The following is a 21,619-nucleotide window of genomic DNA, read 5'->3' on the forward strand; positions in this document are numbered from 1 at the left end:
TTTTTTATGTTTATATCAAACTATCGTAGATTATTTTGTTGGGATCACGTGCCAAACGTCAAGCTTATCGTCGCCATCTTTATCACCCATTTTGGTGTCATTGGCGTAGAAGTATAAAGGCTTACCATTCATGGCCCACTGATACTTACCATCTTCACGTTTGAATGCAGCAAACTGACCAGAAGCTTTTGCATTGCTTGGTGCTTGAAATATTGGCCACACAACTTGGCAGGCGCCGCCGCAAGCTGACATGTTCATTGAATCTTTATCAAAAGTATATAGTGTCATGTGATTGGTTGCGTCGACCAATACGCCGTTTTTACTAGCGACTGGCGCAGTATTATTGCTAGTGGCTCGCACCTCATGTGTACCTGACATGTCATTACCGACGACGCTCTTTAGCGTCGTACAACCTGTCAGTGCCAAAACGCCTGTTAGAGCAGATAACATCATGATATTTTTCATAGTAACTTCCTTGTCATTTTGATAATTGTAATAATAAATTTTATGAGCCGTTTTTATTTTCTGATATAAAAACTGGGCTTTAACCTCACTTGAGCGAAATAAATATAGCACACAGTTTTTCGCCATAACGGTCATCCATATACAAACTTACAAAAGTGGCTGAACTTTACAAAATGATTAAGTACGAGCATTTTCACTTAGCACCTTAACTCTACTATCTTGCTTCCTGCTTTGCCCTTCTGCCAAAAACCAATCTGCGGTTATAGCACCTCGTTGACAAAACTCATGCATCTACTTACGTATTTGTCATCATATTATCTACAGTTCTTCGTAAAATAGTCTTATGGAAGTGAAGAATGACTACACAATAGACTATGACATGATAGATAACATGCTCACTGCAACTCATACATAAATGTTGAACTTAGCGCCTTTCGCACGCATATCAATAGTTATAAGACATTACACGATTACACCGAGCATAGCCTGATGCAAATGCTACTAAGGATACAACGACGACAATGACTCAGTCTTCTAATAAAAATCGCGCTCACCTTATCAAACAAGACTCTGCAAAACAGGGTTCTGCTTTTGACTTGATGTCTCATGGAGGCAAAAACGTATCGCCTACAAAACGCGTTGGTATCTTGGGCGGCGGTACTGCAGGGTCAACGATTGCTATTCGCTTAGCAGCGCTAGGACTTGAAACTTACTTGTTTGAAAAGAAAAAATCACTTATTGATGGTCCACCAATGTGCCATTTGCATGCAGGTGGTAACTTATACCGTGAGATACCTGATGAGGATTGTGTGGCACTTCTCAAACAATGTATCGATATATTACGCCTCTATCCTCATACCATCGATGTTCGCCCCACTGTATTTGCGGTGCCAACACGCGATGAAGGGTTTCCTGAAGACTTGCTACCGCGCTTGAACACGTTAACAGACGCTTATCAAGAACTGATCGAGCAAGACGCTAACAATAAAGTATTGGGCGAGCCTGAAGACTACTATCAGCTCTATAGTCATGAACAGCTGCTAGAGCTCTCCAAACGTGAGCAAGTTGCCGTACCGAGCACAGTTGATGAATGGGTAATACCTGTTGCCAAATACCTAGACTTAAACAAAGTAAAATTTCCGTTGATTGTGGTACAAGAGTACGGCTGGAATATCTTTCGTTTGGCGGCCTCTGCGCAGTTAGCGCTTGAAGAGTATGACCATGCCCATGTCTTCACTGATACTACGGTACAAAAAGTAGTTCCGGTAGATTGTGAGAACTGCACCAACGCCGATCATCATGTTACTAAATGGCGTATTGACTATCAACAAGCTCATAACCAAGCTTACGATCAAGAGAACGCCTCTCAAACTGAGTCTATCGAAGTTGATTACCTAATCAATGCGTGCGGTTTTCGTACTGGCGTCATCGACGATATGGTCGGTGTAGAAGTCACGCGTATGGTTGAGTTCAAGTCTTCCTATGTTACCCATTGGGGCGATGCAGGTGGACAGATACCCGAGATTATTGTTTATGGTCAACGAGGTACGCCCGAAGGTATGGCACAGTTAACCCCTTACCCTGGTGGCTACTTCCAAATACATGGGATGAGTAAAGCGATCACTTTATTCGATGATGGTTTGGTCGCCTCTAACACTGACAGTGCTCAGCCCAAGCTACCACAGCAGTATGTACATTACATCGAAGATGGCTGGGACAAAGCACCGCTACAAGCGCGTAGTCAGCAAGCAATTGAATATGTGGCTGAGTTTGTACCGACATTCAATAGTGCGCGTACCATCGGTAACGCGCTATATGGCGGGCAGCAAATTCCTGGAGAAGATGATACCTTACGGGTGGCTGATGTCAGCCTATACTCTAATATACGCTACGCCCGTGCAGAAAATGTCAAAGCGTCTTCAACCCTGATCGCTGCTGATCAGATAGTCAATGAGTTGACAGAACTTGGACTAGTAGATAACGATACACCGATGAATCGTGGCCGTTATGCGCACGAATGGTCATATCTGACACACAACGATGGTGTGTCTGTCGATAAGGTGGCTCGCGTACTCGCTGAGCAGCGCGGTTTTCCAATAGCGATGGCAGATGTCAATCATAGTGTTCGCGAAGCGGTTTTGGACGATTTGTCACCGGCTGGTGCGTAGCCGTTATCGTTTATTGATAAGTTGTTACTTTGTCCATACGTAGAAAAAAGAGCAGACAACCTATATAGGGTTATCTGCTCTTTTTTTGTGCTCACTTGCAGTGTGCTTGCTTTCAATGTACCTGCTTTCAATGTACTAATGATGATTGCCATCATTTCAGATTGATAAGCGTATTTAGGTTATATACTGACAACCCTAGCGGTTACTGCCCGCCATTTTTTCTGTATCGACATCGTCTTTGATAGTCACGACGGTCTGTAACATGTCGATTGCCTCATCAATGGTATTGCATACTACTAGACGGTCTAAATCTTGCTGCTTCATAAAGCCTTGCTCAGTCGTATATTTTAGATGCTCGATCATACGGTCATAAAAACCATTGATATTTAAAATAATCATTGGCTTTTCGTGTTGGTACAACTGACGCCATGTAGCGATTTCCATGATTTCTTCTAGTGTGCCTAGCCCGCCCGGCAAGGTAATAAAAGCATCCGCGTACTCTGCCATGACTGTCTTTCGAGTATGCATCGTATCGGTCAAATGCAAGCGAGTTAGCTGCTCATGAGCAATTTCGTGCTTGAGCATGAAAGTTGGGATGACGCCCACGGCCTCAGCACCACCAGTGATGACTTCATCTGCCACAGCACCCATAAGACCGATACTGGCTCCGCCATACACCAATCCCATGCCATTATTTGCCAACGCACTACCTAACTCACGCGCCGCCTGCTCATAAATATCACTGTTACCCAAGCGCGAACCGCAATATACCGCGACCAATGGCATCGTCAATGCTGATTTATCCACTGCTTTTTCTATATCTGTGATGTCCTTACTAGTAATTACATCGTAAGTATCGTCATTTATTTTCATTTGCATACAGCATCCTTAATTTTTATATCAGGTTTTATTGAGTGCTTGTTATTGGTGAAGGTAAAACACCGACACCCTTCGTTTGTATTATCATGCACATTGTTTATAAAACGCGCTCAGCCAAGGTTTATAAAACTTGGAAGTCATATTTGAGCAACCGTCTCACCAGCATTTATCTTAACATAAGCAATGCTATCACACAGTCACAGGGATTTATCACTACGCAAAAACTACACTTTAAAGACATGTATTTGTGACACATCATAGTTTAATAATTATTATCTACCAATAAAAAAACACTAAGGTATAACGATGGATAATCGCGACGCTTCTTTGACTACAGACCACCCAAATTCTATCATCGATAACAACTTGATCAACGCTAATAGTACGGACAGCGCTACTGATATCGACATATACTCGCTAAGCATCATGACCGATCGCAATCAAGTACTGGCAGCTACAGTCTATCGTCCTAAAGAGGCGCCCACAAAAGCCATTATGATGGCGCCCGCTACCGGCATCAAGCGCCGTTTTTATCATAACTTTGCGACATATTTGGCACAGAGTGGCTTTGGTGTCCTGACCTTTGACAATGAAGGTATCGGCGAGTCATTGTCGACTGAGCTGGCAAAATGTAGTGCTTCTTTAATCAGCTGGGGTCGCCATGATATGCCAGCCGTACTTGATGCGCTACAAGATCAGTTCCCTAACGCGTCTTACCATCTCATCGGTCACAGCGCGGGTGGACAGCTCATTGGGTTAATGCCGAACCATGACGCCATCTCTTCAGTGTTCAATGTCGCCTGCTCATCAGGACAGATCAAAAACATGGGTATGCCCTATAAGCTCAAAGCGATGTGGTTTATGGATGTTTTTATTCCGACTACTAACTTAGCATTGGGCTATACACCTGCAGACAAGATTGGTATGGGCGAGCCATTGCCACGCGGCGTTGCGCGCCAATGGCGTGAGTGGTGCAATGGCGCAGGCTATATCAAAACCGCGTTTGGCAAAAGCATTCACACGCATTTTTATGATGAGCTCAGCACGCCAGCACTGTGGTTAGGCTTTAGTGATGATGATATCGCCAATAGTGAAAACATGGACGATATGATACGCGTATTTACCAAGATGCCTGTAGAGAAGCGCTTCTTAGACCCTGATGATTTTGGACTAAATCAAGTCGGTCATATGCTCTATTTTAGTGGTAAAACCAATGCCAAAGCACCAGAGCTTTGGCAAATGGCAGTAGATTGGCTGAGCAAAGGTGAATAGGCTTTAATTATTCACCTTCTTGGGTTTTCTCTGCTTCAATACGCTTCTTTAGAGCAGAGTATAGCGACGGCTGCATATTATGAATATTGCCTATCATCCATTTTACATAGCTGATAGGCACCTCTTTGATTGGTTTGCCTTTATGCTTACCAAACGGCATCTTACTCACAGGAGTCGCTTTGTTAGAAATCGCATGTGCCGCTGCAAAATCTGTCGGGGCAATCTCCAGTCGCTCACAGCATGCCTGATAAAGCAGATAGCACATTCGTGCGTCACCTAACGCGTCATGAGCGGCAATCGTCATGGCACCCGCCTCGCTCTTGCCCAACAACTGCTCAATGCACTTGGACTGACCATACGCGCGCCATTCTGGAAAAGCGGCGCGCGCCAGTCTCACGGTACAGATGAGCTTAGCAGAGGGACTACCAATTACTCGCCAATCAAAGCGTACGTTATGTCCGATCAAATACTCTGGTAGCTCAAATTGATCTAACTCAAAGCGCTCAAGACCAGCGACATCAGCATCCGTAATACCATGCACCTTGATAACCACAGGTGATATCGAACGACCACTGTTAAAATATTTCATCCACTCATATCCAGTAGCTACGTTGATCGTTGCGACTTGAATCGGCCTCGGATCACGGCCTTGATCGGTTTCAGTATCGATGACAAGCGCCGTCTCAGCCATAGTAGAGATATCAGCCGTGTTAAAAGCATCATTCATAAGAAGTTAACCATCCATAGCACCGTCATCGCTCAACAACAGTGTTAAGTAGATAACGTTATATTTGCTGTGCTTGTGTTTAATGACACCTGTATTTATGGGGATAAAATCCATAGATAACAATGCTATACACACCTTTGTATACAGGGCTTTTATAATAAAGTCTTATATCGTATAAAACAAATAAGAGACCTCAATGCTAGCAGATGAAAAAAACCAACAACCCAAGCCTTCTATTTTTGGGCGCGTGTTGAGCGTACTGATTAGAGCAGTGGTATTGCTTGGGCTGTTATTTGTGTTTGATAAGCTGCTGCCCGATATCAGCCAACAGACCCAATCATTTGTGGTCGCCAAATGGCAACAGATGAGTTTGCTGCAGCAAGAACTGCCGACAGAAGATAGCTTACCCAGCCCACTACCAGGGCAAAACCTGACGGATACGTGGGGCGCAGCACGCAGTCAAGGGCGCTCACATGAAGGTATCGATATCTTTGCAGAACGAGGAACACCCATACAGTCAACCACGCAGGGTATCGTGAGCAAGGTTGGCGAAAATACTTTAGGTGGCCTCGTGGTCGTCGTAGTAGGACCGGGCGGTGCAGGACATTATTATGCTCATCTAGAGGACTATGCTGATATCTCTCCCAATGATTGGGTCAATAAAGGTGATACTATTGGCTACGTGGGTGATAGCGGCAATGCAAAAGGGACACCGCCGCATGTACATTATGGTATTTATATTAACGGCAGTGCTGTGAACCCCTACCCGCTTTTACAAAAGAATTAAGCATAATGTATAAAAAGCTCTAATAGCATGTATCAAGAGAGGTGCTAGGGCGTGTCCCTATTTTAAAAATGGTGATAAAAATGAAATAAATCGCAGGCTAACAAGGAAAATAGTGCAGACAATATCGAGATATTGACCAGCTATTTGACGCCGTTTGCCAAAGATTTAGCCATTTTTAGCCCATTCAATGATAAGCGTTTGAATTAGGGACACGCCCTAGTTTGCGGTGACTGTACGCACATAAGTGGCTGGAAATACCACACTAAATGTCGAACCCTCACCCTCTATTGATTCAATCTGTAGCTGCGCTTCGTGTTGATGCAGTACGTGTTTTACGATAGCTAACCCCAGACCTGTACCACCTGTGGCACGGCTGCGACCTTTATCAACACGGTAGAAGCGCTCCGTCAAACGAACAATATGCTCTGGTGCTATCCCCAATCCGTCGTCTTCGACTGCAAACCGGCATCCATCTGATGTTCGCGTCCAACTGATAGTAATATTGCCACCTTTTGGTGTGTATTTTATCGCGTTGATCACCAGATTGGACAATGCGCTGTTTAAGTACATCTCTGATCCATATAGACCATCATAGGTGTCTATATGTAGATGAATGATGTGCTTATAGGCTTGGTTATAGGCTTGCGCATCATCATAGATATTGGTGAGTAGCTTGGTCATATCTATAGCATTGACTTCGTGCGTCTCTTCGATCTCAATTCTAGATAAAAGCAGCAAGTCATTTACGATTCTATTCATACGCGCGGTTTGCTGAGTCATGAGCTCAAAACCACGGCGCCAATGGGGCGGCATATCTGGCTGATCCGTAAAGTTTTCTAAGTAACCGGTCATGACGGTCAATGGTGTGCGTAGCTCATGAGAGACGTTTGCCACAAAGTCTTGGCGCATTTGCTCTAAGTGCTTTAAGCGCGTCACATCATAAATAAATAGGAGTTTTTCATCACCAAAAGACGTGAGCTCAAATTTTAGGTAACGGCTAGGGTCGCGCCATGACTCTATGTGGATACCATCATTGGGCAGTGTGGTGTCTTCATAATACTGGTGAAACTCTGGTATGATAATAAAATCAAAGACACTCTTCCCTTTATCATCTTTCTGCAAAGACAATAGATCCTGCGCCGCCTGATTCCACCATCCTAAGCAATCATTCTCATCGATTAAAATCACCGCGTCTCGTAGTGCTCGCAGTGCGCTTCTGATTTTTTGTAGCTGCTCTGCTTCATGCTGGGCAGAGGTGTTTTCTGGGGTATCTTGCTGATGGCTGTTACGGGTTTTTTTGTGTTGTGCTGGCACTGTCTTGTCCATTTCTTATCCTTACCACTATCCGCTATTTTAGTATTCCAGCGACCTTATGTATGCAAGACTAGCTTGGTTCAATAAGACTAGAGAATCGATAGCCTGTACCGCGTACCGTCTGTATCAATGTATCGCAGTCATGAGGACGCAAGAGTTTACGCAGACGCTTAATATGTACGTCGATGGTGCGATCTTCGATGTATACGTTGCCGCCCCAAACCTGATCGAGGAGCTGCGTTCGTGTATAAGCGCGCTCTGGATGACTCATAAAAAACGCCAATAGACGATACTCTGTCGGACCCACATCGATGACTTTTCCGGCGGCGGTCACACGCTGACTTTTGGTATCTAGACTCAACTGACCGATTTCAATAGGCTTGTCACTACTCATCGCACTACTACGGCGCAATACCGCTTTGATTCTAGAGATCAGCTCACGGGTTGAAAAAGGCTTGGTCATATAGTCATCTGCACCCGCATCGAGTCCATAAACCTTGCTGTCCTCTTCACTTTTCGCCGTCAACATAATGACTGGTATCTCAGAGAGCAGCTCATCGTTCTTTAGCATACGACAAAAATCAACGCCGCTTTTGTCTCCTGGTAGCATCCAATCTAACAAGATCAGCGACGGTCTATGATCGACCACTTGCTGGTGCGCCTCTGAGACATCAGCGGCTTGCAGGCTCTCAAATCCAGCCATTTCTAGCGTCATCACAACCATTTCACGAATCGCAGGTTCATCTTCAACAATCAAAATTTGCTCGTTATACATATGACATTCTCAGTGTTAGAGGGCAAAATTTAGCATGTAAAAAGGCGATAAATACTCACCAGTCTTTATCTATTAAACGGATTAATTATGACAGCTTGATGACACTCTAGTGTCAGATCTCCAGTAGAAAATTTAGGGGTCCGTCATTGACACTAGCGACTTGCATGTCAGCGCCAAACTGACCAGTGGCGACGTTTGGGTACTGTGTTTTTGCATAATCTATAAGTTGCTCAAACAGTATTTGAGCCGCATCAGGTGCCATTGCACCACCAAAATCAGGACGGCGACCTTTGTCTGTTTTTGCCATCAAGGTGAACTGCGACACCAATAACAAACCACCGCCTGCCTGCTGGACATCTTTATCTAGTTTACCAAATTTTGTAGGATCTTCATCATTTTCAAAAATACGATACGTGAGAATTTTATCAATCATTCGCTGAGCCGTACTCAGACTATCCTCGTGTCCCAAACCAATATAAGCCAGTATTCCATGATCTATTTTGCCAACACAATGCTCATCGATAGTCACACTAGCCCGCCTGACTCGTTGTATAAGTGCCTTCATTTACTCATTCCTTAACAGATTATGCTCAGACAATAATGGGCTGTCCATGATAAAATACGGTCATTAACTTGCACATGCAATAATGACATCATCTCTTATTTTGGTAGCCGTATTATGAATGTATTTACCACCTTACAACAGCTGGTACCACAGCAGCAGCTCAGTAAAGTCGCTGGACGTTTGGCCGCCAGCCGCCATCCTTATGTTAAACGTACCTTTATTCGTAGTTTTGCAAAAGCCTATAACATCAGCCTAGACGAATATGAGCGCCAGAGTCTCAATGCATACGAGAGCTTCAATGATTTTTTCACTCGTGAATTAAAAGAAGACGCTCGTACCATCGATACCACTGACAACGGTATCGTCAGCCCTGCTGATGGTATTATCTCTCAGCTCGGACAAATCCAAGACCATAAGTTATTGCAAGCCAAGGGTCGTCACTATGATGTCGGACAGCTGCTGGCTGATAGCGAAGATGGCAGTTACTTTGCGGATGGCAGTTTTGCGACGATCTACCTAGCGCCTAGCAATTATCACCGTGTCCATATGCCGTTTACAGGTACGTTGACCAAGACTCGCTACGTACCTGGCACGTTGTTTTCGGTTAATAACACTACGGCCGCTAACGTGCCAGATTTGTTTGCCCGTAATGAGCGTCTGGTCTGCATGTTCGATACCAAGTACGGCAAAGCAGCCGTTGTCATGGTAGGCGCTATGATCGTCGCTGGTATCGAAACCGTCGCGACAGGTAAAATCACTCGTACTGACGACATCCAAGAAGCCGAGCATGACCTGCCGTTTGCCGCAGGGGATGAGCTTGGACGTTTTTATTTAGGCTCAACGGCTATCGTGGTGCTACCAAAAGCGGCAAAAGCTGACTGGTTGGATAGTATGCAAGCCAACAGCATCGTGCAAATGGGTCAACTGTTGGGGATGGCGAACGCTCAATAATATGACTGTATAAAAACGCTCAAAATATCAGCCCAGTTAGGTATGTTAATGCATACTTAACTGGGCTTTTTTATGCCTGTCACTCATATAGAGTTATGCATCGATCAGCCATCCTTGCTGGGTTGCATAGTCGATATTTTTGTTAAGCCAATCATGAATGGGTGGAAAGCTGTCTTTGATAAAAGCAAGGGCACAAGCTACCTGCGAACGTGTTACTTGGGCTTCGACCCACGTTTTTCCCTCAGTATTAAGATTGAGTAAAAATGGCAATAAGCGGTCAACCACTCTAAGCAACTGGCTTTCTTTGCTGCTACCCGTTTCTTGCGCCTCCCAAACCTCACTTAATGCTGCGATACCATTGCCACGCTCTGCTTGTAGTCGAGCAATACCAGCGCGCTCTTCAACGTGCGCATCGCTACGACTGTTTGCGAATAAAAACGTATCGCCAGCGTCAATCTCACCTAAATCATGTACCAGTGCCATCTTTAGCAGTCGCTCATGATTGACATCTAATTCAAACGCTTCAGCAATCGACCAACACGCCATAGCCAAGTGCCAAGAGTGCTCGGCAGAGTTTTCGCGGCGAGTGGTTTGTGTCACATAGCTACGGCGATTGATACGCTTGAGGGCATCTAGCTCTAATAAGAAGTGAGTAACATCATCTATGTCGATGTTTGCAGCAGACTTTGGGTTGGTCAATGACATAGTTGTGTTTAAGGACATATTTCTCTCTAATTTTTTGATAATCTTATGAATTATGATGTTGCTAACAGCAAGATAGCGCTGATGTTATCAAGCGCTATCTCTTATAAATGTTTCAGTTAAATGACTGAGCACCCTATTATATGACTGTCTACTTTATCAAATTAATAATGGTTTTGAACGCAGGATCTTCACTACTACGACACAGCTCAAACAATATCGACTCAACAGTACTGATCACTCCACCCGCACGGCGGATACGGCGAATCGCTTGTTTTTTATCGTAAGGGAAACGAGAGCCAACCGCATCGCCAATAATGACAGGTTGCATGCCGTTGTCTAATAAATCTAATGCTGTCTGCATAATACAGACATGCGCTTCAGCACCAAATAGCAGCACGGTACTACGGTTCTGCTGCGCCAAATGATGCCATGTGTCATTGTTATCACAAGCGCTAAAGGTAGCTTTTTCGAAGCTCTTGGCATTATCACCTTCAAGCACGTCGCGTAACTCTGGCAAGGTATCCCCCAATCCCTTTTTGTATTGTTCGTTCAGCATAATTGGGATATTGAGTGCTTGCAGCCCTTTGATTAGAGTAACGGTTTTTTTGACGATGTTTTCGTGGTCATAGATATGCGGTGTTAGGCGCTCTTGTACATCAATAATCATTGCCTGGGTGTTCTCACGAGCGATTCGATAGGTGCGATCATTAATCATGGTAGACATAGTACACTCCTTGTACGGCTGACAGTTATTATCAAAAGCTATTTTAGAATTATCATTAATAGTGCCATGGTTTATCTCACTCTTATTTAGTCACAGTTTTTTGGATGCGTCAATGGAGATAATTTGCAAACGCACCACATGTTTTGTTTTTGGGCATGTGCCTCGTTTATTTATGCCATAAAAAACCCCCAGCCATAATGACTGGGGGTTTTATTTATTAGAAAGTAGCTGTTTTTGCGTGTTCAGGTAATCTTATTTATATAGACTAGATTAAACGCGCTCAATAACAGTAGCAATACCTTGACCAAGACCGATACACATCGTCGCTAGACCGATTTCAGTATCTGACTGCTCCATTGCGTTTAGCAGAGTTACGGTGATACGAGCACCTGAACATCCTAGTGGATGACCTAGAGCGATTGCACCACCGTTGATGTTAACGATGTCTTGCTTGTCAGACAGGTTCAGTCCTTTCAATACAGACAGACCCTGAGCTGCAAATGCTTCGTTTAGCTCGATGGTTTGCATGTCATCGATGCTCATACCAGCACGCTTTAGTGCTTTGTTGGTAGCAGGTACAGGACCATAGCCCATGATAGCCGCATCACAACCAGCAACGGCCATACTACGAATACGAGCACGCGGTTTTAGACCAAGATCTTTGGCTTTTTGTGCGCTCATGACTAGCATGGCTGACGCACCATCAGACAATGCAGATGACGTTGCTGCTGTAACCGTACCGCCTTTTGGATCAAACGCTGGACGTAGGTTGCGCATTTGCTCCATCGTCGCATCTGGACGAATCACTTCATCCACAGTACATAATTGCAAGCGACCAGCCGCATCATGACCTTCAATGCCGATGATTTCATTGTCAAAACGACCTTCAGTAGTCGCAGCCCATGCACGGCGATGTGACTCAAGACCAAAAGCGTCCTGCTCTTCACGTGTAATGCCATTCATACGGCCTAGCATCTCAGCGGTCAAGCCCATCATGTTTGAGGCTTTTGCATAGTGCTTAGAGGCAGCTGGGTTTAAATCAACGCCGTGCATCATGCCTACGTGGCCCATGTGCTCGACGCCGCCGATGATGAATACATCACCTTGGTTGGTCATGATTTGCGCAGCAGCAGTATGTAGCGCTTGCATAGAAGAGCCACATAGACGGTTGACCGTTTGTCCACCAGCAGTTTTTGGAATACCAGCTAGCAGACCGATGTTACGACCGATATTTAAACCTTGCTCTAGAGTCTGGTTAACACAGCCCCAGATAATATCTTCGATGTCATTGGTATCAAAGTCATTACGTTCTACCAAAGCACGTACCAGTTCAGCTGAAATGCTGTCAGCACGTACATGGCGGAACATACCGTTTTTGGTTTTGCCCATTGCCGAGCGTACGCCATCTACGATGACCACATCTTTTGGACTTAAAGTTGTCATACTATCTTCCTTTTCAATTTTTATTGTCAGTGTAGGCAGTCCACTTCAGCGCTATGGTTTACTGGTCTTGCACAAAGCACCGTATGCTATGTACGTCGACGATTAATCCCATCCATCAGTTCTGAAGTAAATCTACTAAAACAGTACGTCCGCAATCAAAGAGTATTAATAAATCCATTGTTATCTCTCTTTTGCCAGACGTACCACACTTATCCTAATACGGTATGTTCATTAAGCGACCGAGTAAAAAGTCTCGCCAGCTGCTGCCATATCGCGAATCTTTTGCGGCGCTTCATAGGCTTTGCCAAGGTGTGCATACTTTTCACACAGTGCTAAATAGTTATCTAGACCCATTTGGTCAACATAACGGCAAGGGCCACCGCGGAATGGTGGGAAACCGACGCCCATAATCATTGCCATGTCGGCCTCGGCAGGCGTGCTTACGATGTTGTCTTCTAGGCAGCGAACCGTTTCGTTGCAAAACGCAATCATAGTACGGTCGATGATCGCTTGATCATCAAATTCTTGCTTGTCGCTGTCAGTCGTGGTTTTGAGTAACTCGTAAGTAGCTTCGTCAGCAACTTTCTTTGGCTTACCGCGCTTGTCAGTTTCATACTTATAGAAACCAATGCCGTTTTTCTGACCCAGACGCTCATTCTCATATAGATGCTGGATGGCACCTTTGTAGTCAGGCTTCATACGATCAGGGAAACCATCAGCCATTACTGCTGCGCCATGTACACCTGTATCTAGACCGACGACGTCGATTAGGTATGCAGGGCCCATTGGCCAACCGAATTTTTCCATGACTTTATCGACATGAGCAAAATCAGCACCTTGCTTGAGTAGTAAGTCAAACGCGCCAAAGTATGGGAACAAGACACGGTTCACAAGGAAACCTGGGCAGTCATTGACTACAACAGGGACTTTACCCATTTTAGAGGCTAGTGCAACGGTAGTCGCCACGGCTTCTTCAGATGATTTCTCACCGCGGATAACTTCTACCAGTGGCATACGATGTACTGGGTTAAAGAAATGCATACCCACGAAGTTTTCTGGACGCTCAAGCGCTTCTGCTAGATAAGTAATAGAGATCGTCGAGGTGTTTGACGCTAGGATGCAATCGTCTTTTACCAGGCCTTCTACTTCTTTTAGTACCGCACGTTTTACGTTTGGATTTTCTACGACCGCTTCGATTACGATATCAGTCTCAGAAAAGTCACCATAGTTCAAAGTAGGACGAATACGGCTCAACGTTTCACCCATTTTCGCTGGGGTCATTTTCTTACGTTCAACCATTTTGCCAAGCAGTTTGCTGGCTTCGCCCATACCAAGGTCTAATTGCTCAGACTTGATATCTTTCATGATGATTGGCAGGCCTTTGCTGGCTGCTTGATACGCGATACCGCCGCCCATGATGCCAGCACCTAGTACGGCTGCTTCATTGATTTCATGTGCTTGTTTGCTGTGTTGTTTCGCTAGCTTTTTAACCAATTGATCATTTAAGAATAGACCAACCAAGCTCTCTGCTTGTGGGGTTTTAGCCGCTTTAGCAAAACCAGCCGCTTCTACTTCGATTGCCTTGTCACGTGGTAGATTGACGTGCTTCTCAATCGCTTCGATTGCTAGCGCTGGCGCTGGGTATTGTTTAGGGTTGGCTTTAGCAAAAATAGCACCTTTGGCACTGTTGAACGCCATGGCTTGCTCAAGCTGGTTTAGCTTAACTGGAGCTAGTTTTTCTTCACGTTTTGCTTTCCAATCAAGCTCACCTGAGATACATTTTTTGACTAGGTCAATTGCAGCATCTTGTAAGTCATCAGCAGGTACGGTTGCATCAACTAAGCCAAGTTTAAGAGCAGCAAGTGGTTTTTTTGGGCTACCAGTAGCGATAAGCTCAAGCGCATTGTCGATACCGATCACACGTGTACTACGAACTGTACCACCAAATCCTGGGAAAATACCAAGTTGAGTTTCTGGTAGACCGATGATTGCTTTGTCGCTCATGACGCGGTATTCACAGACCAATGTCATCTCACAACCACCGCCCATCGCAGCGCCATTGATGGCAGCAACTTTCGGGAATGGTAGGTCTTCAAAACGGTTGAAAGCGTCATTGACATGAACGACCCAATCTTTGATCTCGCTTTCTGATTTTTTGAAAGAACCGACAAATTCTGTGATATCAGCACCAGCGATAAACACACCTTTGGCTGAAGTTACAATAAGACCTTTTACGTCGTCAGCTTTTTCTAACGCGCTAACGGCTTCACCAAACTGCTTGTTGGTCTCAGCATCAAACTTGTTCACGCTCTCATTTTCGGCGTTGTACTGCATGTTGGCGATGCCATCCTCTAGCATTGTCACCGTGATGCGATTTCCTTGGTATACCATTTGAAACTCCTTTCTATATAACGAAAGCTACGTTTTGAATTAAATAAATAGCCAGTTATTGTTAGTAAAATGGGTAATAGCACTCCACGCATGCTACGTCTTAGAGATAAACACATAGCTTACGCACGAGTGAAGATGTCTTTATTATCCAGCGCTCATGATGGGATACTTGTGTTGACGCTTGTACCTCACCACACGGCGCTTCATTTATATGTTACAACCACTGATATTAAAATACTGACTGAGACATGCTCCAATACAGATGATCGACCACACTGAGCAAAACTCAATACGATCACTATCGGACCATTTTCACGTCAATTAGTGTAGGGGATTATGCCCCTAGCTGTCACAAGCTAATACCATACTCGCAAGTCACTCTTAAATCACCTGTAGGCATTTACCTTATGCGCAAAGTGTTTTAGTGTATGACTGTATACTGAGTTACTGTTTTGGTATTAATTTATCTGGCTTGCCTATGCTGTCTACCACCACAAGGATGATAAACCGTTGCTGTGCTCAACAAATATGACTTACTTAGATTGTACCTTTATCAAAGCATATTCAACCAGTGAGTGACACCATCCATACGTAACAAAATCTTGTCGTTGTATTTCAGCTCAGCATGTCTTATTTTGGGATCTACACCCACTGTGAGAATCGTGATAAAAAAATGCAAAAAACAATCAATTGATACGGTGTCTCACAAAAGCCGTATAACCTATCATGCTACACTAATACTGTTTTTACCTTATCTCTGATAAGTCTCTACTGTACTCCTAATAAATGGTTGGATTATGACTGTTTCCCTTACTTCTGGCACTACTTCTTCTGATATCACCTCTTTTGACTTTATCTCTTTTCAAAGCACTGAGCAGTTTCATGGTGCTGTGCGCGAACAATTGGCGCAAGACATCGAGGTGTTGTTTGCTTATGCCAGGCTTCCTAGTCCACTGGTAGATGCTTGCCGCTATGTGATGACTGGACAAGGCAAACTGGTAAGACCGCTCATGGTTGCCAGTGCTTTTGCCAGTATCAACAGCAGTAATAATGAACGTACAGACGAGCGCAATGATGTCGATATGCTCAATGCTGATCTGGACTCATTACTCGAGAACGACTCAGACTATGATATGTCGCGCCGTGCTGCACTGGCTGTCGAGCTACTGCATACCTACTCGCTAGTACATGATGATCTGCCCTGTATGGATGATGATGAGCTACGCCGCGGCCAACCAACGGCTCATATTGCTTTTGATGAAGCGACGGCGCTGCTGGCAGGAGATGTGCTGCAGACGCTAGCATTTGAAGTACTCACTGCAGAGCTGCCAACCTTTGCGCCATTCAATGCGGACATTGCAAGCCAGCTATTGGCAATTTTTGCTCCGCGCGCACGGCGCATGGTGTCGGGTCAAATGCTAGATCTTAATGCCGAAGCCAGTACCAGTATCGCGCAGGACGATTTAGAAGCCATTCACCGCGACAAGACAGGGGCGTTGATCGAGGCAGCTATGCTTATGGGCGGCGTTTGTGCTGGTGCAACAGCCCCGCAGCGCATGGCACTGCAAGAGTGCGCACAACACATCGGGCTTGCCTTTCAAGTCCAAGATGATGTGTTGGACGTCACCATGACGACAGACACACTTGGCAAACCGGCAGGTAGCGATGAAAAGCTGGACAAGTCTACCTATGTAAAACTGATGGGTGTCGATAATGCGACCAGCTACGCGCAATCTCTTTTTAATGACGGACGCGCAGCAATCAGTCGTGAGCTTGGCGGTAACAAAGACAACATTGGCAAAAACAATGATGCTCTACTGGCGTTGATTGAATGGCTCTGGTCGCGTAAAAAGTAGCTTGTCGAATAGCAGTCGAAAGCAGATATCGTAGTACATTTTATTACCCAAAACGGCAGTGAGTGGTCAACATGGACAGTCCCCCTACCCCGCGTATCTATCTTGGCACTGGTGGCTATAGCGATACTGATTTACTCGGTACGCTATATCCAAAAGGCACCAAAAAGACAGATTTCCTACGTGAATACGCCAAGCAGTACGGCGCGGTAGAGGTAAACAGCACATTCTATGCACCCATCGGGCAAAAAGCCTTTGCGGGGATGGTTGATAAAGCCTACGCCCAAGCCGACAGTCAGTTAAAATTTTCTGTAAAATTGCATCAAGACTTTACCCACGCTCGCAAAGGCACTGCCGAACACGCACAAGCATTTCTAAACGCTCTATCACCGCTTATCGAAGCGGATGCGTTAGCACCGTTATTACTCCAGTTCCCACACGGTTTTGATCGTACCCGCACGCATCGCCTCTATCTGGCAGAGCTTGTCAGTTGGTTTAAAGATTATCCACTTGCTATCGAGTTCCGCCATAACGGCTGGCACACACCACAAGTGGTCGATAGTTTCCAGCAGCAAGGTCTCATTTGGTGCAGCGTCGACTATCCAAAAGTCGGTGGGTTGCCACCATCACGATTGATATTCACTGAGCGCACTGGCTATCTGCGTATGCATGGCAATAATACGGGCTGGTGGGATGCGATGAGCGCAGCTGACCGTCATGATTATCGTTATAGCGAAGCTGAGATGCAGGGCTGGGCACAAGCGATTGCCAATCAGCGTCAGCATTTTGATACACTTTATATCTTCTTTCAAAACACGGTCAAGGCGCATGCTTATTACAATATTGCGATGCTGCGTGAAGCGTTGATGACGCATCACTTTGTGGTTCTCTAAATAAAAATGTGCTGATAAACGCACTGATATAACGCACAATCCTTATTCGATAATCAACAAGTAGATAACTATGGACTCACTCAGTCAGATTGTCTTAGGTGCTAGTGTACAAGGTGCGATACTGGGAAAATACCAAGGTCGAAAAGCCTACCTATACGGGGCTATGCTAGGCACGCTACCTGATTTGGATGTGCTAGTTCATTATCCTGACCCCATCAGTGACATGACTTACCATCGCGGTTTTAGCCACTCACTGATCGTCCTGACTGCAGTGGGTATCATGGGCGCTTGGCTAATTAGCCGTTACCATCAATGGCGCGATATGCCATTGCCCTACTCCAAAGCTCGCTTAATGCTAGCCATGACATTGGCGCTGACGACTCATCCGATTTTAGACAGCTTTACCGTCTATGGCACTCAATTACTGTGGCCGCTACAGGAGTCTTTATCGCTGACACCTTTTAGCATTGCGTCAATGTTCATCATTGATCCGCTATATACCTTGCCATTGTTTATAGCACTACTTCTGGGACTTATTAAGGGTAGCAAACTTGCGGTATTCAAAGCAGGACTGCTAATCAACTGTCAACGCTTTACTCTATGGATGCTGCTGCTTAGTAGTAGTTACTTACTGCTTAGCTTAGGATTAAAATACCATGCACAGTCTCAAGCTAAGCAAACTTTGGCAGCGGCTAATATCCATACCACGCGCCTCAAAACCATGCCTGCCCTGCCGACAGTGCTTATGTGGCGTACAGTCGCTGAAGACGATAAAAATAGATTGATTGAAGTACGCGGTAGCGTTTTAGACAGTCGCTTACCTGAATATCGCTACCTGACGCAGTACGACAACGCGCAGACGCTACGCGCAAACATGCCAGCGCAAAGCCGACCTTATGCCGATCGTCTTGATTGGTTCTCAGGTGACTGGACAGGCTACCGAACTCAAACGATTCTTAATGACGCTGCCGAGCCTAACAAAAAAGACATTCAGCTGGTCGTTGATGACCTACGTATGATGGCAGGTGACACGGCGTTCTTTAGTTTTGTATTGGCTAATAAAATAGGACAAGGGGCACCATGGCAATCGATTACGCCTATAGAAGCACCTGTTATCAAAACGGATGGCGAACCTGAAGTGTCGCGTATTGAATTGGTCAAACAAGGATTTGTGAGAGTGTTTGATGAGTCGGTTGTGGATAGAGGTACCGGATGGAAGGTAGTTGAATGAAGATATCCTCGCTACTCAAACTATAAGTCTAAAAGAAGCTCCTAAAAAAGATTTTATTATAAAAGTCACAGGTATTTTAACTACTAAATATGGAGAAGTATTACCTTTCTCATATACTCGAAAAGGTGAAGTTCACTTAATGTCTAATTATTACTCTGGTTTTTACCTGTTAACGCCTACTGTGTAATACCTTCTTATCTTTCTAATCTAGAAATTGAGACTAATAAACCCGTAAAAATCTGACAGCAGCCATAACCTATAAACCAAAAAAAGGACACCTCACCGTGTCCTTTTTTTCATCCAAACCCTTAGCAACTCAAAATTTTTATCTTTCAAACCTATAGAAACTCAGCTCATACATTTATCTAAAAACAAGCCTACAGAATCGCTCTACTTATCGGTTTTGCACACTGGTAACTTATATCCTACTAATCAAGAGACATTAGTCAAGATGCAACATAAGCGTACTGATATTCACCTACAATAATAGAGAGAATAATAATGACAACCCTAAAAAATAAAGTCGCGATTGTAACTGGTTCATCAAAAGGTATCGGCGCACAGATCGCTATACTGCTCGCAGAAGCAGGTGCCAAAACGGTCATCAATTACGCAAATGATGATGCAGCAGCGAATGATATCGTGAGCCAGATTAAATCAGCAGGCGGTGAAGCCATCGCTGTGCAAGCTGATGTTAGTGATACTCAGCAAGTTGCTACGCTGTTCGACACCACCATCAGTGAATTTGGCAAACCAGATATTTTGGTCAATAGCGCAGGTATAATGATTAATAAACCCATTGCAGAAACTACTGATGAAGACTTTGACCGTATATTTTCTATCAATGTAAAAGGCACGTTTAACACGCTACGTGCGGCGGCGACTAAACTTAATAATGGCGGTCGTATCGTTAACCTTTCAAGCACGACCACTCGCATGATGCTGCCTGCCTATGGCACATACTGTGCAACCAAAGGTGCGGTAGAGCAGCTAACTAGAATCTTTTCTAAAGAAGTTGGCGAGCGCAACATCACTGTCAACGCAGTCTCTCCTGGCCCTACTGACACTGAGCTATTCAATCAAGGTAAAGCTGACGAGACTATCGAAAATCTCGCTGGTATGTCACCATTTAATCGTATCGGTGAACCAATCGATATCGCCCGCGTAGTGTCATTTTTAGTGAGCGAAGAAGCGGCTTGGGTGACAGGACAAAATATCGGTGCAAACGGCGGTATAGCGTAATATCGTTTTCTACTGAAAGTGATCAAACAAAAAAAGGACACCTTTCGGTGTCCTTTTCTATAAATCAAATACTTAGCTATTAAAGATTATGCTTCAACGCCAGCATCTTGACCTTTATATTTTGCGTTTGCGTAATCCCAGTTCACTAGCTTGTCTAAGAACGTATCAACATAGTCAGGACGACGGTTACGGTAATCTACATAATACGCGTGTTCCCATACATCACAAGTCAGTACAGCGACTTGGTCATGTGCAAGTGGCGTATCAGCGTTGGCAGTTTTGGCGATTGACAATTTGCCACCGACTTTATCAGCCACTAGCCATGCCCAACCTGAACCAAACTGAGTCAATGCTGCGTTCTTGAACTCTTCACGGAACTTGTCATAGCTACCGAAGTCTTCTTCGATTTTTGCTTTTAAATCGCCAGTAGGTTCGCCGCCGCCGTTTGTTGGCGTCATGCAGTTCCAATAGAACGTGTGGTTCCATACTTGAGCTGCTTGGTTGAATAGGTTTTGAGTGCTTTCGCTTTCAGAAGCTGCCTTGATAATTTCTGGCAATGTTTTGTCTTCTAGACCAGAACCTGGTAGCAAGTCTTTTAGCTTATTTACGTAAGCAGCATGATGCTTATCATGATGGTATTCTAGCGTCTCGGCACTGATATGTGGCTCTAGTGCGTCTTTTGCATATGGTAGGTCTGGCAATGTAATGTTTGACATAATTATTTTATCCTTGCTTATTTGGCCACTCATACTGTTTATATCTCGGAAATATATCATCAAAGTTAGTATTTCTGTCGATAGGCAAGCCTAAAAACAGAACTACCCTAAGAAGATGCGTACTAAAGACATAAACAATATCGAGCTAAATTGGCTGAGTTTATTGTTTGAAATGAATTTGATCGTTTAATACACGTTATTGCTTAACACAGTATCACGTATTATTATGAGTCCAAAATTAATCTAGCTATTACTTATTGCTATTATTCTTTGTCTAAAGGCTAAGTGTCTAACCCTATAGACTTTTATTAACTTAATGTTCACAAGCTATAAAATTTTATTCACTGTAGCTTAGAAACCATTATAGCAACAGTAGCCAATAATATCAGTTACCAAATGTTATAGCCCGCATAATTTGCATAGCAATTGGTTATTCATTTAATGATAATCACCACCATCGTATAGCCATACGCTATCAAGCGTAATACAGTCACAACATAGCTATCAAGGTCGATCAA

General features: G+C 44.5%; 20 protein-coding genes. 9 read left to right on the plus strand and 11 right to left on the minus strand.

Annotated features, from left to right (window positions below; genetic code table 11):
- Positions 1-30: 30 nt before the first annotated feature.
- A complete protein-coding gene (locus tag AC5JPY_RS06345; RefSeq protein WP_443527001.1) occupies positions 31-465 on the minus strand; it encodes a COG4315 family predicted lipoprotein in 435 nt (144 codons plus the stop codon).
- A gap of 599 nt (positions 466-1,064) precedes the next feature.
- Between AC5JPY_RS06345 and AC5JPY_RS06350 the strand changes: the two genes are divergently transcribed.
- Positions 1,065-2,633 carry an FAD-dependent oxidoreductase gene (locus AC5JPY_RS06350; protein ID WP_443527044.1) on the plus strand — a complete coding sequence of 523 codons (1,569 nt, stop codon included), beginning with the start codon at positions 1,065-1,067 and terminating at the stop codon, positions 2,631-2,633.
- A 195-nt stretch (positions 2,634-2,828) separates the two neighbouring features.
- Here the strand turns inward: AC5JPY_RS06350 and AC5JPY_RS06355 are convergent, their stop codons facing one another.
- Positions 2,829-3,512 carry an LOG family protein gene (locus tag AC5JPY_RS06355; RefSeq protein WP_443527002.1) on the minus strand — a complete coding sequence of 228 codons (684 nt, stop codon included), beginning with the start codon at positions 3,510-3,512 and terminating at the stop codon, positions 2,829-2,831.
- 306 nt (positions 3,513-3,818) lie between these two features.
- Here AC5JPY_RS06355 and AC5JPY_RS06360 point away from each other — a divergent pair, with 306 nt between their 5' ends.
- The gene (locus AC5JPY_RS06360) at positions 3,819-4,784 is read left to right on the plus strand and encodes an alpha/beta hydrolase family protein (RefSeq protein ID WP_443527003.1); all 966 of its coding nucleotides are present in this window, start codon (positions 3,819-3,821) and stop codon (positions 4,782-4,784) included.
- A 7-nt stretch (positions 4,785-4,791) separates the two neighbouring features.
- Here the strand turns inward: AC5JPY_RS06360 and AC5JPY_RS06365 are convergent, their stop codons facing one another.
- On the minus strand, positions 4,792-5,511 hold the full coding sequence (locus AC5JPY_RS06365; protein ID WP_493852313.1) for a 3'-5' exonuclease: 720 nt from the start codon (positions 5,509-5,511) through the stop codon (positions 4,792-4,794).
- A 196-nt stretch (positions 5,512-5,707) separates the two neighbouring features.
- Here AC5JPY_RS06365 and AC5JPY_RS06370 point away from each other — a divergent pair, with 196 nt between their 5' ends.
- Positions 5,708-6,298 (plus strand): M23 family metallopeptidase, encoded by a 591-nt coding sequence (locus AC5JPY_RS06370; protein ID WP_443527005.1) that lies wholly within the window; start codon positions 5,708-5,710, stop codon positions 6,296-6,298.
- A gap of 216 nt (positions 6,299-6,514) precedes the next feature.
- Here the strand turns inward: AC5JPY_RS06370 and phoR are convergent, their stop codons facing one another.
- From phoR to dtd, 3 genes are all read right to left on the minus strand, one after another.
- A complete protein-coding gene (gene phoR / locus AC5JPY_RS06375; protein WP_443527006.1) occupies positions 6,515-7,624 on the minus strand; it encodes a phosphate regulon sensor histidine kinase PhoR in 1,110 nt (369 codons plus the stop codon).
- Positions 7,625-7,682: 58 nt separating this feature from the next.
- Positions 7,683-8,387, minus strand: a complete 705-nt coding sequence (gene phoB / locus AC5JPY_RS06380) for a phosphate regulon transcriptional regulator PhoB (RefSeq protein ID WP_319051026.1) — start codon at positions 8,385-8,387, stop codon at positions 7,683-7,685.
- A 112-nt stretch (positions 8,388-8,499) separates the two neighbouring features.
- Positions 8,500-8,952, minus strand: a complete 453-nt coding sequence (dtd, locus tag AC5JPY_RS06385) for a D-aminoacyl-tRNA deacylase (protein ID WP_443527007.1) — start codon at positions 8,950-8,952, stop codon at positions 8,500-8,502.
- Between the two features lie 114 nt (positions 8,953-9,066).
- Here dtd and asd point away from each other — a divergent pair, with 114 nt between their 5' ends.
- Positions 9,067-9,903 carry an archaetidylserine decarboxylase gene (asd, locus tag AC5JPY_RS06390; protein ID WP_443527008.1) on the plus strand — a complete coding sequence of 279 codons (837 nt, stop codon included), beginning with the start codon at positions 9,067-9,069 and terminating at the stop codon, positions 9,901-9,903.
- Positions 9,904-9,996: 93 nt separating this feature from the next.
- On the opposite strand, the gene AC5JPY_RS06395 is transcribed toward asd, so the two are convergent.
- The 4 genes from AC5JPY_RS06395 to fadB all read right to left on the minus strand — a co-directional run bounded on the left by AC5JPY_RS06395 (position 9,997) and on the right by fadB (position 15,166).
- Positions 9,997-10,626 carry an HD domain-containing protein gene (locus tag AC5JPY_RS06395; RefSeq protein WP_443527009.1) on the minus strand — a complete coding sequence of 210 codons (630 nt, stop codon included), beginning with the start codon at positions 10,624-10,626 and terminating at the stop codon, positions 9,997-9,999.
- Between the two features lie 130 nt (positions 10,627-10,756).
- On the minus strand, positions 10,757-11,332 hold the full coding sequence (locus AC5JPY_RS06400) for an isochorismatase family protein (RefSeq protein ID WP_443527010.1): 576 nt from the start codon (positions 11,330-11,332) through the stop codon (positions 10,757-10,759).
- A gap of 270 nt (positions 11,333-11,602) precedes the next feature.
- Positions 11,603-12,775 carry an acetyl-CoA C-acyltransferase FadA gene (fadA, locus tag AC5JPY_RS06405; RefSeq protein WP_443527011.1) on the minus strand — a complete coding sequence of 391 codons (1,173 nt, stop codon included), beginning with the start codon at positions 12,773-12,775 and terminating at the stop codon, positions 11,603-11,605.
- Between the two features lie 231 nt (positions 12,776-13,006).
- Positions 13,007-15,166, minus strand: a complete 2,160-nt coding sequence (fadB, locus tag AC5JPY_RS06410) for a fatty acid oxidation complex subunit alpha FadB (RefSeq protein WP_443527012.1) — start codon at positions 15,164-15,166, stop codon at positions 13,007-13,009.
- Between the two features lie 797 nt (positions 15,167-15,963).
- On the opposite strand from fadB, the gene AC5JPY_RS06415 reads away from it, so the two are divergent.
- The 5 genes from AC5JPY_RS06415 (at position 15,964) to AC5JPY_RS06435 (ending at position 20,385) form a co-directional block, all read left to right on the plus strand.
- On the plus strand, positions 15,964-17,022 hold the full coding sequence (locus tag AC5JPY_RS06415) for a polyprenyl synthetase family protein (protein ID WP_443527013.1): 1,059 nt from the start codon (positions 15,964-15,966) through the stop codon (positions 17,020-17,022).
- Positions 17,023-17,093: 71 nt separating this feature from the next.
- Entirely contained in the window at positions 17,094-17,912 is an 819-nt protein-coding gene (locus AC5JPY_RS06420) for a DUF72 domain-containing protein (protein ID WP_443527014.1), read from the plus strand.
- Positions 17,913-17,982: 70 nt separating this feature from the next.
- The gene (locus AC5JPY_RS06425) at positions 17,983-19,143 is read left to right on the plus strand and encodes a metal-dependent hydrolase (RefSeq protein ID WP_443527015.1); all 1,161 of its coding nucleotides are present in this window, start codon (positions 17,983-17,985) and stop codon (positions 19,141-19,143) included.
- Complete coding sequence (locus AC5JPY_RS06430; protein WP_443527016.1) at positions 19,136-19,330, plus strand: hypothetical protein; 195 nt, start codon at positions 19,136-19,138, stop codon at positions 19,328-19,330. Before AC5JPY_RS06425 ends, AC5JPY_RS06430 begins: the two co-directional genes overlap by 8 nt.
- 314 nt (positions 19,331-19,644) lie before the next feature.
- A complete protein-coding gene (locus AC5JPY_RS06435; RefSeq protein WP_443527017.1) occupies positions 19,645-20,385 on the plus strand; it encodes an SDR family oxidoreductase in 741 nt (246 codons plus the stop codon).
- Between the two features lie 86 nt (positions 20,386-20,471).
- Here AC5JPY_RS06435 and sodB read toward each other — a convergent pair whose 3' ends face one another.
- On the minus strand, positions 20,472-21,101 hold the full coding sequence (sodB, locus tag AC5JPY_RS06440) for a superoxide dismutase SodB (RefSeq protein WP_319051038.1): 630 nt from the start codon (positions 21,099-21,101) through the stop codon (positions 20,472-20,474).
- Between the last annotated feature and the right edge of the window lie 518 nt (positions 21,102-21,619).

The organism is Psychrobacter sp. H27 (assembly GCF_059072655.1).

What these genes read in the sequence shown, in the direction of transcription:
- AC5JPY_RS06345 (WP_443527001.1), bottom strand. Translation starts at nt 465, where the DNA reads ATGAAAAATATCATGATGTTATCTGCTCTAACAGGCGTTTTGGCACTG.
- AC5JPY_RS06350 (WP_443527044.1), top strand. Translation starts at nt 1,065, where the DNA reads ATGTCTCATGGAGGCAAAAACGTATCGCCTACAAAACGCGTTGGTATC.
- AC5JPY_RS06355 (WP_443527002.1), bottom strand. Translation starts at nt 3,512, where the DNA reads ATGCAAATGAAAATAAATGACGATACTTACGATGTAATTACTAGTAAG.
- AC5JPY_RS06360 (WP_443527003.1), top strand. Translation starts at nt 3,819, where the DNA reads ATGGATAATCGCGACGCTTCTTTGACTACAGACCACCCAAATTCTATC.
- AC5JPY_RS06365 (WP_493852313.1), bottom strand. Translation starts at nt 5,511, where the DNA reads ATGAATGATGCTTTTAACACGGCTGATATCTCTACTATGGCTGAGACG.
- AC5JPY_RS06370 (WP_443527005.1), top strand. Translation starts at nt 5,708, where the DNA reads ATGCTAGCAGATGAAAAAAACCAACAACCCAAGCCTTCTATTTTTGGG.
- phoR (WP_443527006.1), bottom strand. Translation starts at nt 7,624, where the DNA reads ATGGACAAGACAGTGCCAGCACAACACAAAAAAACCCGTAACAGCCAT.
- phoB (WP_319051026.1), bottom strand. Translation starts at nt 8,387, where the DNA reads ATGTATAACGAGCAAATTTTGATTGTTGAAGATGAACCTGCGATTCGT.
- dtd (WP_443527007.1), bottom strand. Translation starts at nt 8,952, where the DNA reads ATGAAGGCACTTATACAACGAGTCAGGCGGGCTAGTGTGACTATCGAT.
- asd (WP_443527008.1), top strand. Translation starts at nt 9,067, where the DNA reads ATGAATGTATTTACCACCTTACAACAGCTGGTACCACAGCAGCAGCTC.
- AC5JPY_RS06395 (WP_443527009.1), bottom strand. Translation starts at nt 10,626, where the DNA reads ATGTCCTTAAACACAACTATGTCATTGACCAACCCAAAGTCTGCTGCA.
- AC5JPY_RS06400 (WP_443527010.1), bottom strand. Translation starts at nt 11,332, where the DNA reads ATGTCTACCATGATTAATGATCGCACCTATCGAATCGCTCGTGAGAAC.
- fadA (WP_443527011.1), bottom strand. Translation starts at nt 12,775, where the DNA reads ATGACAACTTTAAGTCCAAAAGATGTGGTCATCGTAGATGGCGTACGC.
- fadB (WP_443527012.1), bottom strand. Translation starts at nt 15,166, where the DNA reads ATGGTATACCAAGGAAATCGCATCACGGTGACAATGCTAGAGGATGGC.
- AC5JPY_RS06415 (WP_443527013.1), top strand. Translation starts at nt 15,964, where the DNA reads ATGACTGTTTCCCTTACTTCTGGCACTACTTCTTCTGATATCACCTCT.
- AC5JPY_RS06420 (WP_443527014.1), top strand. Translation starts at nt 17,094, where the DNA reads ATGGACAGTCCCCCTACCCCGCGTATCTATCTTGGCACTGGTGGCTAT.
- AC5JPY_RS06425 (WP_443527015.1), top strand. Translation starts at nt 17,983, where the DNA reads ATGGACTCACTCAGTCAGATTGTCTTAGGTGCTAGTGTACAAGGTGCG.
- AC5JPY_RS06435 (WP_443527017.1), top strand. Translation starts at nt 19,645, where the DNA reads ATGACAACCCTAAAAAATAAAGTCGCGATTGTAACTGGTTCATCAAAA.
- sodB (WP_319051038.1), bottom strand. Translation starts at nt 21,101, where the DNA reads ATGTCAAACATTACATTGCCAGACCTACCATATGCAAAAGACGCACTA.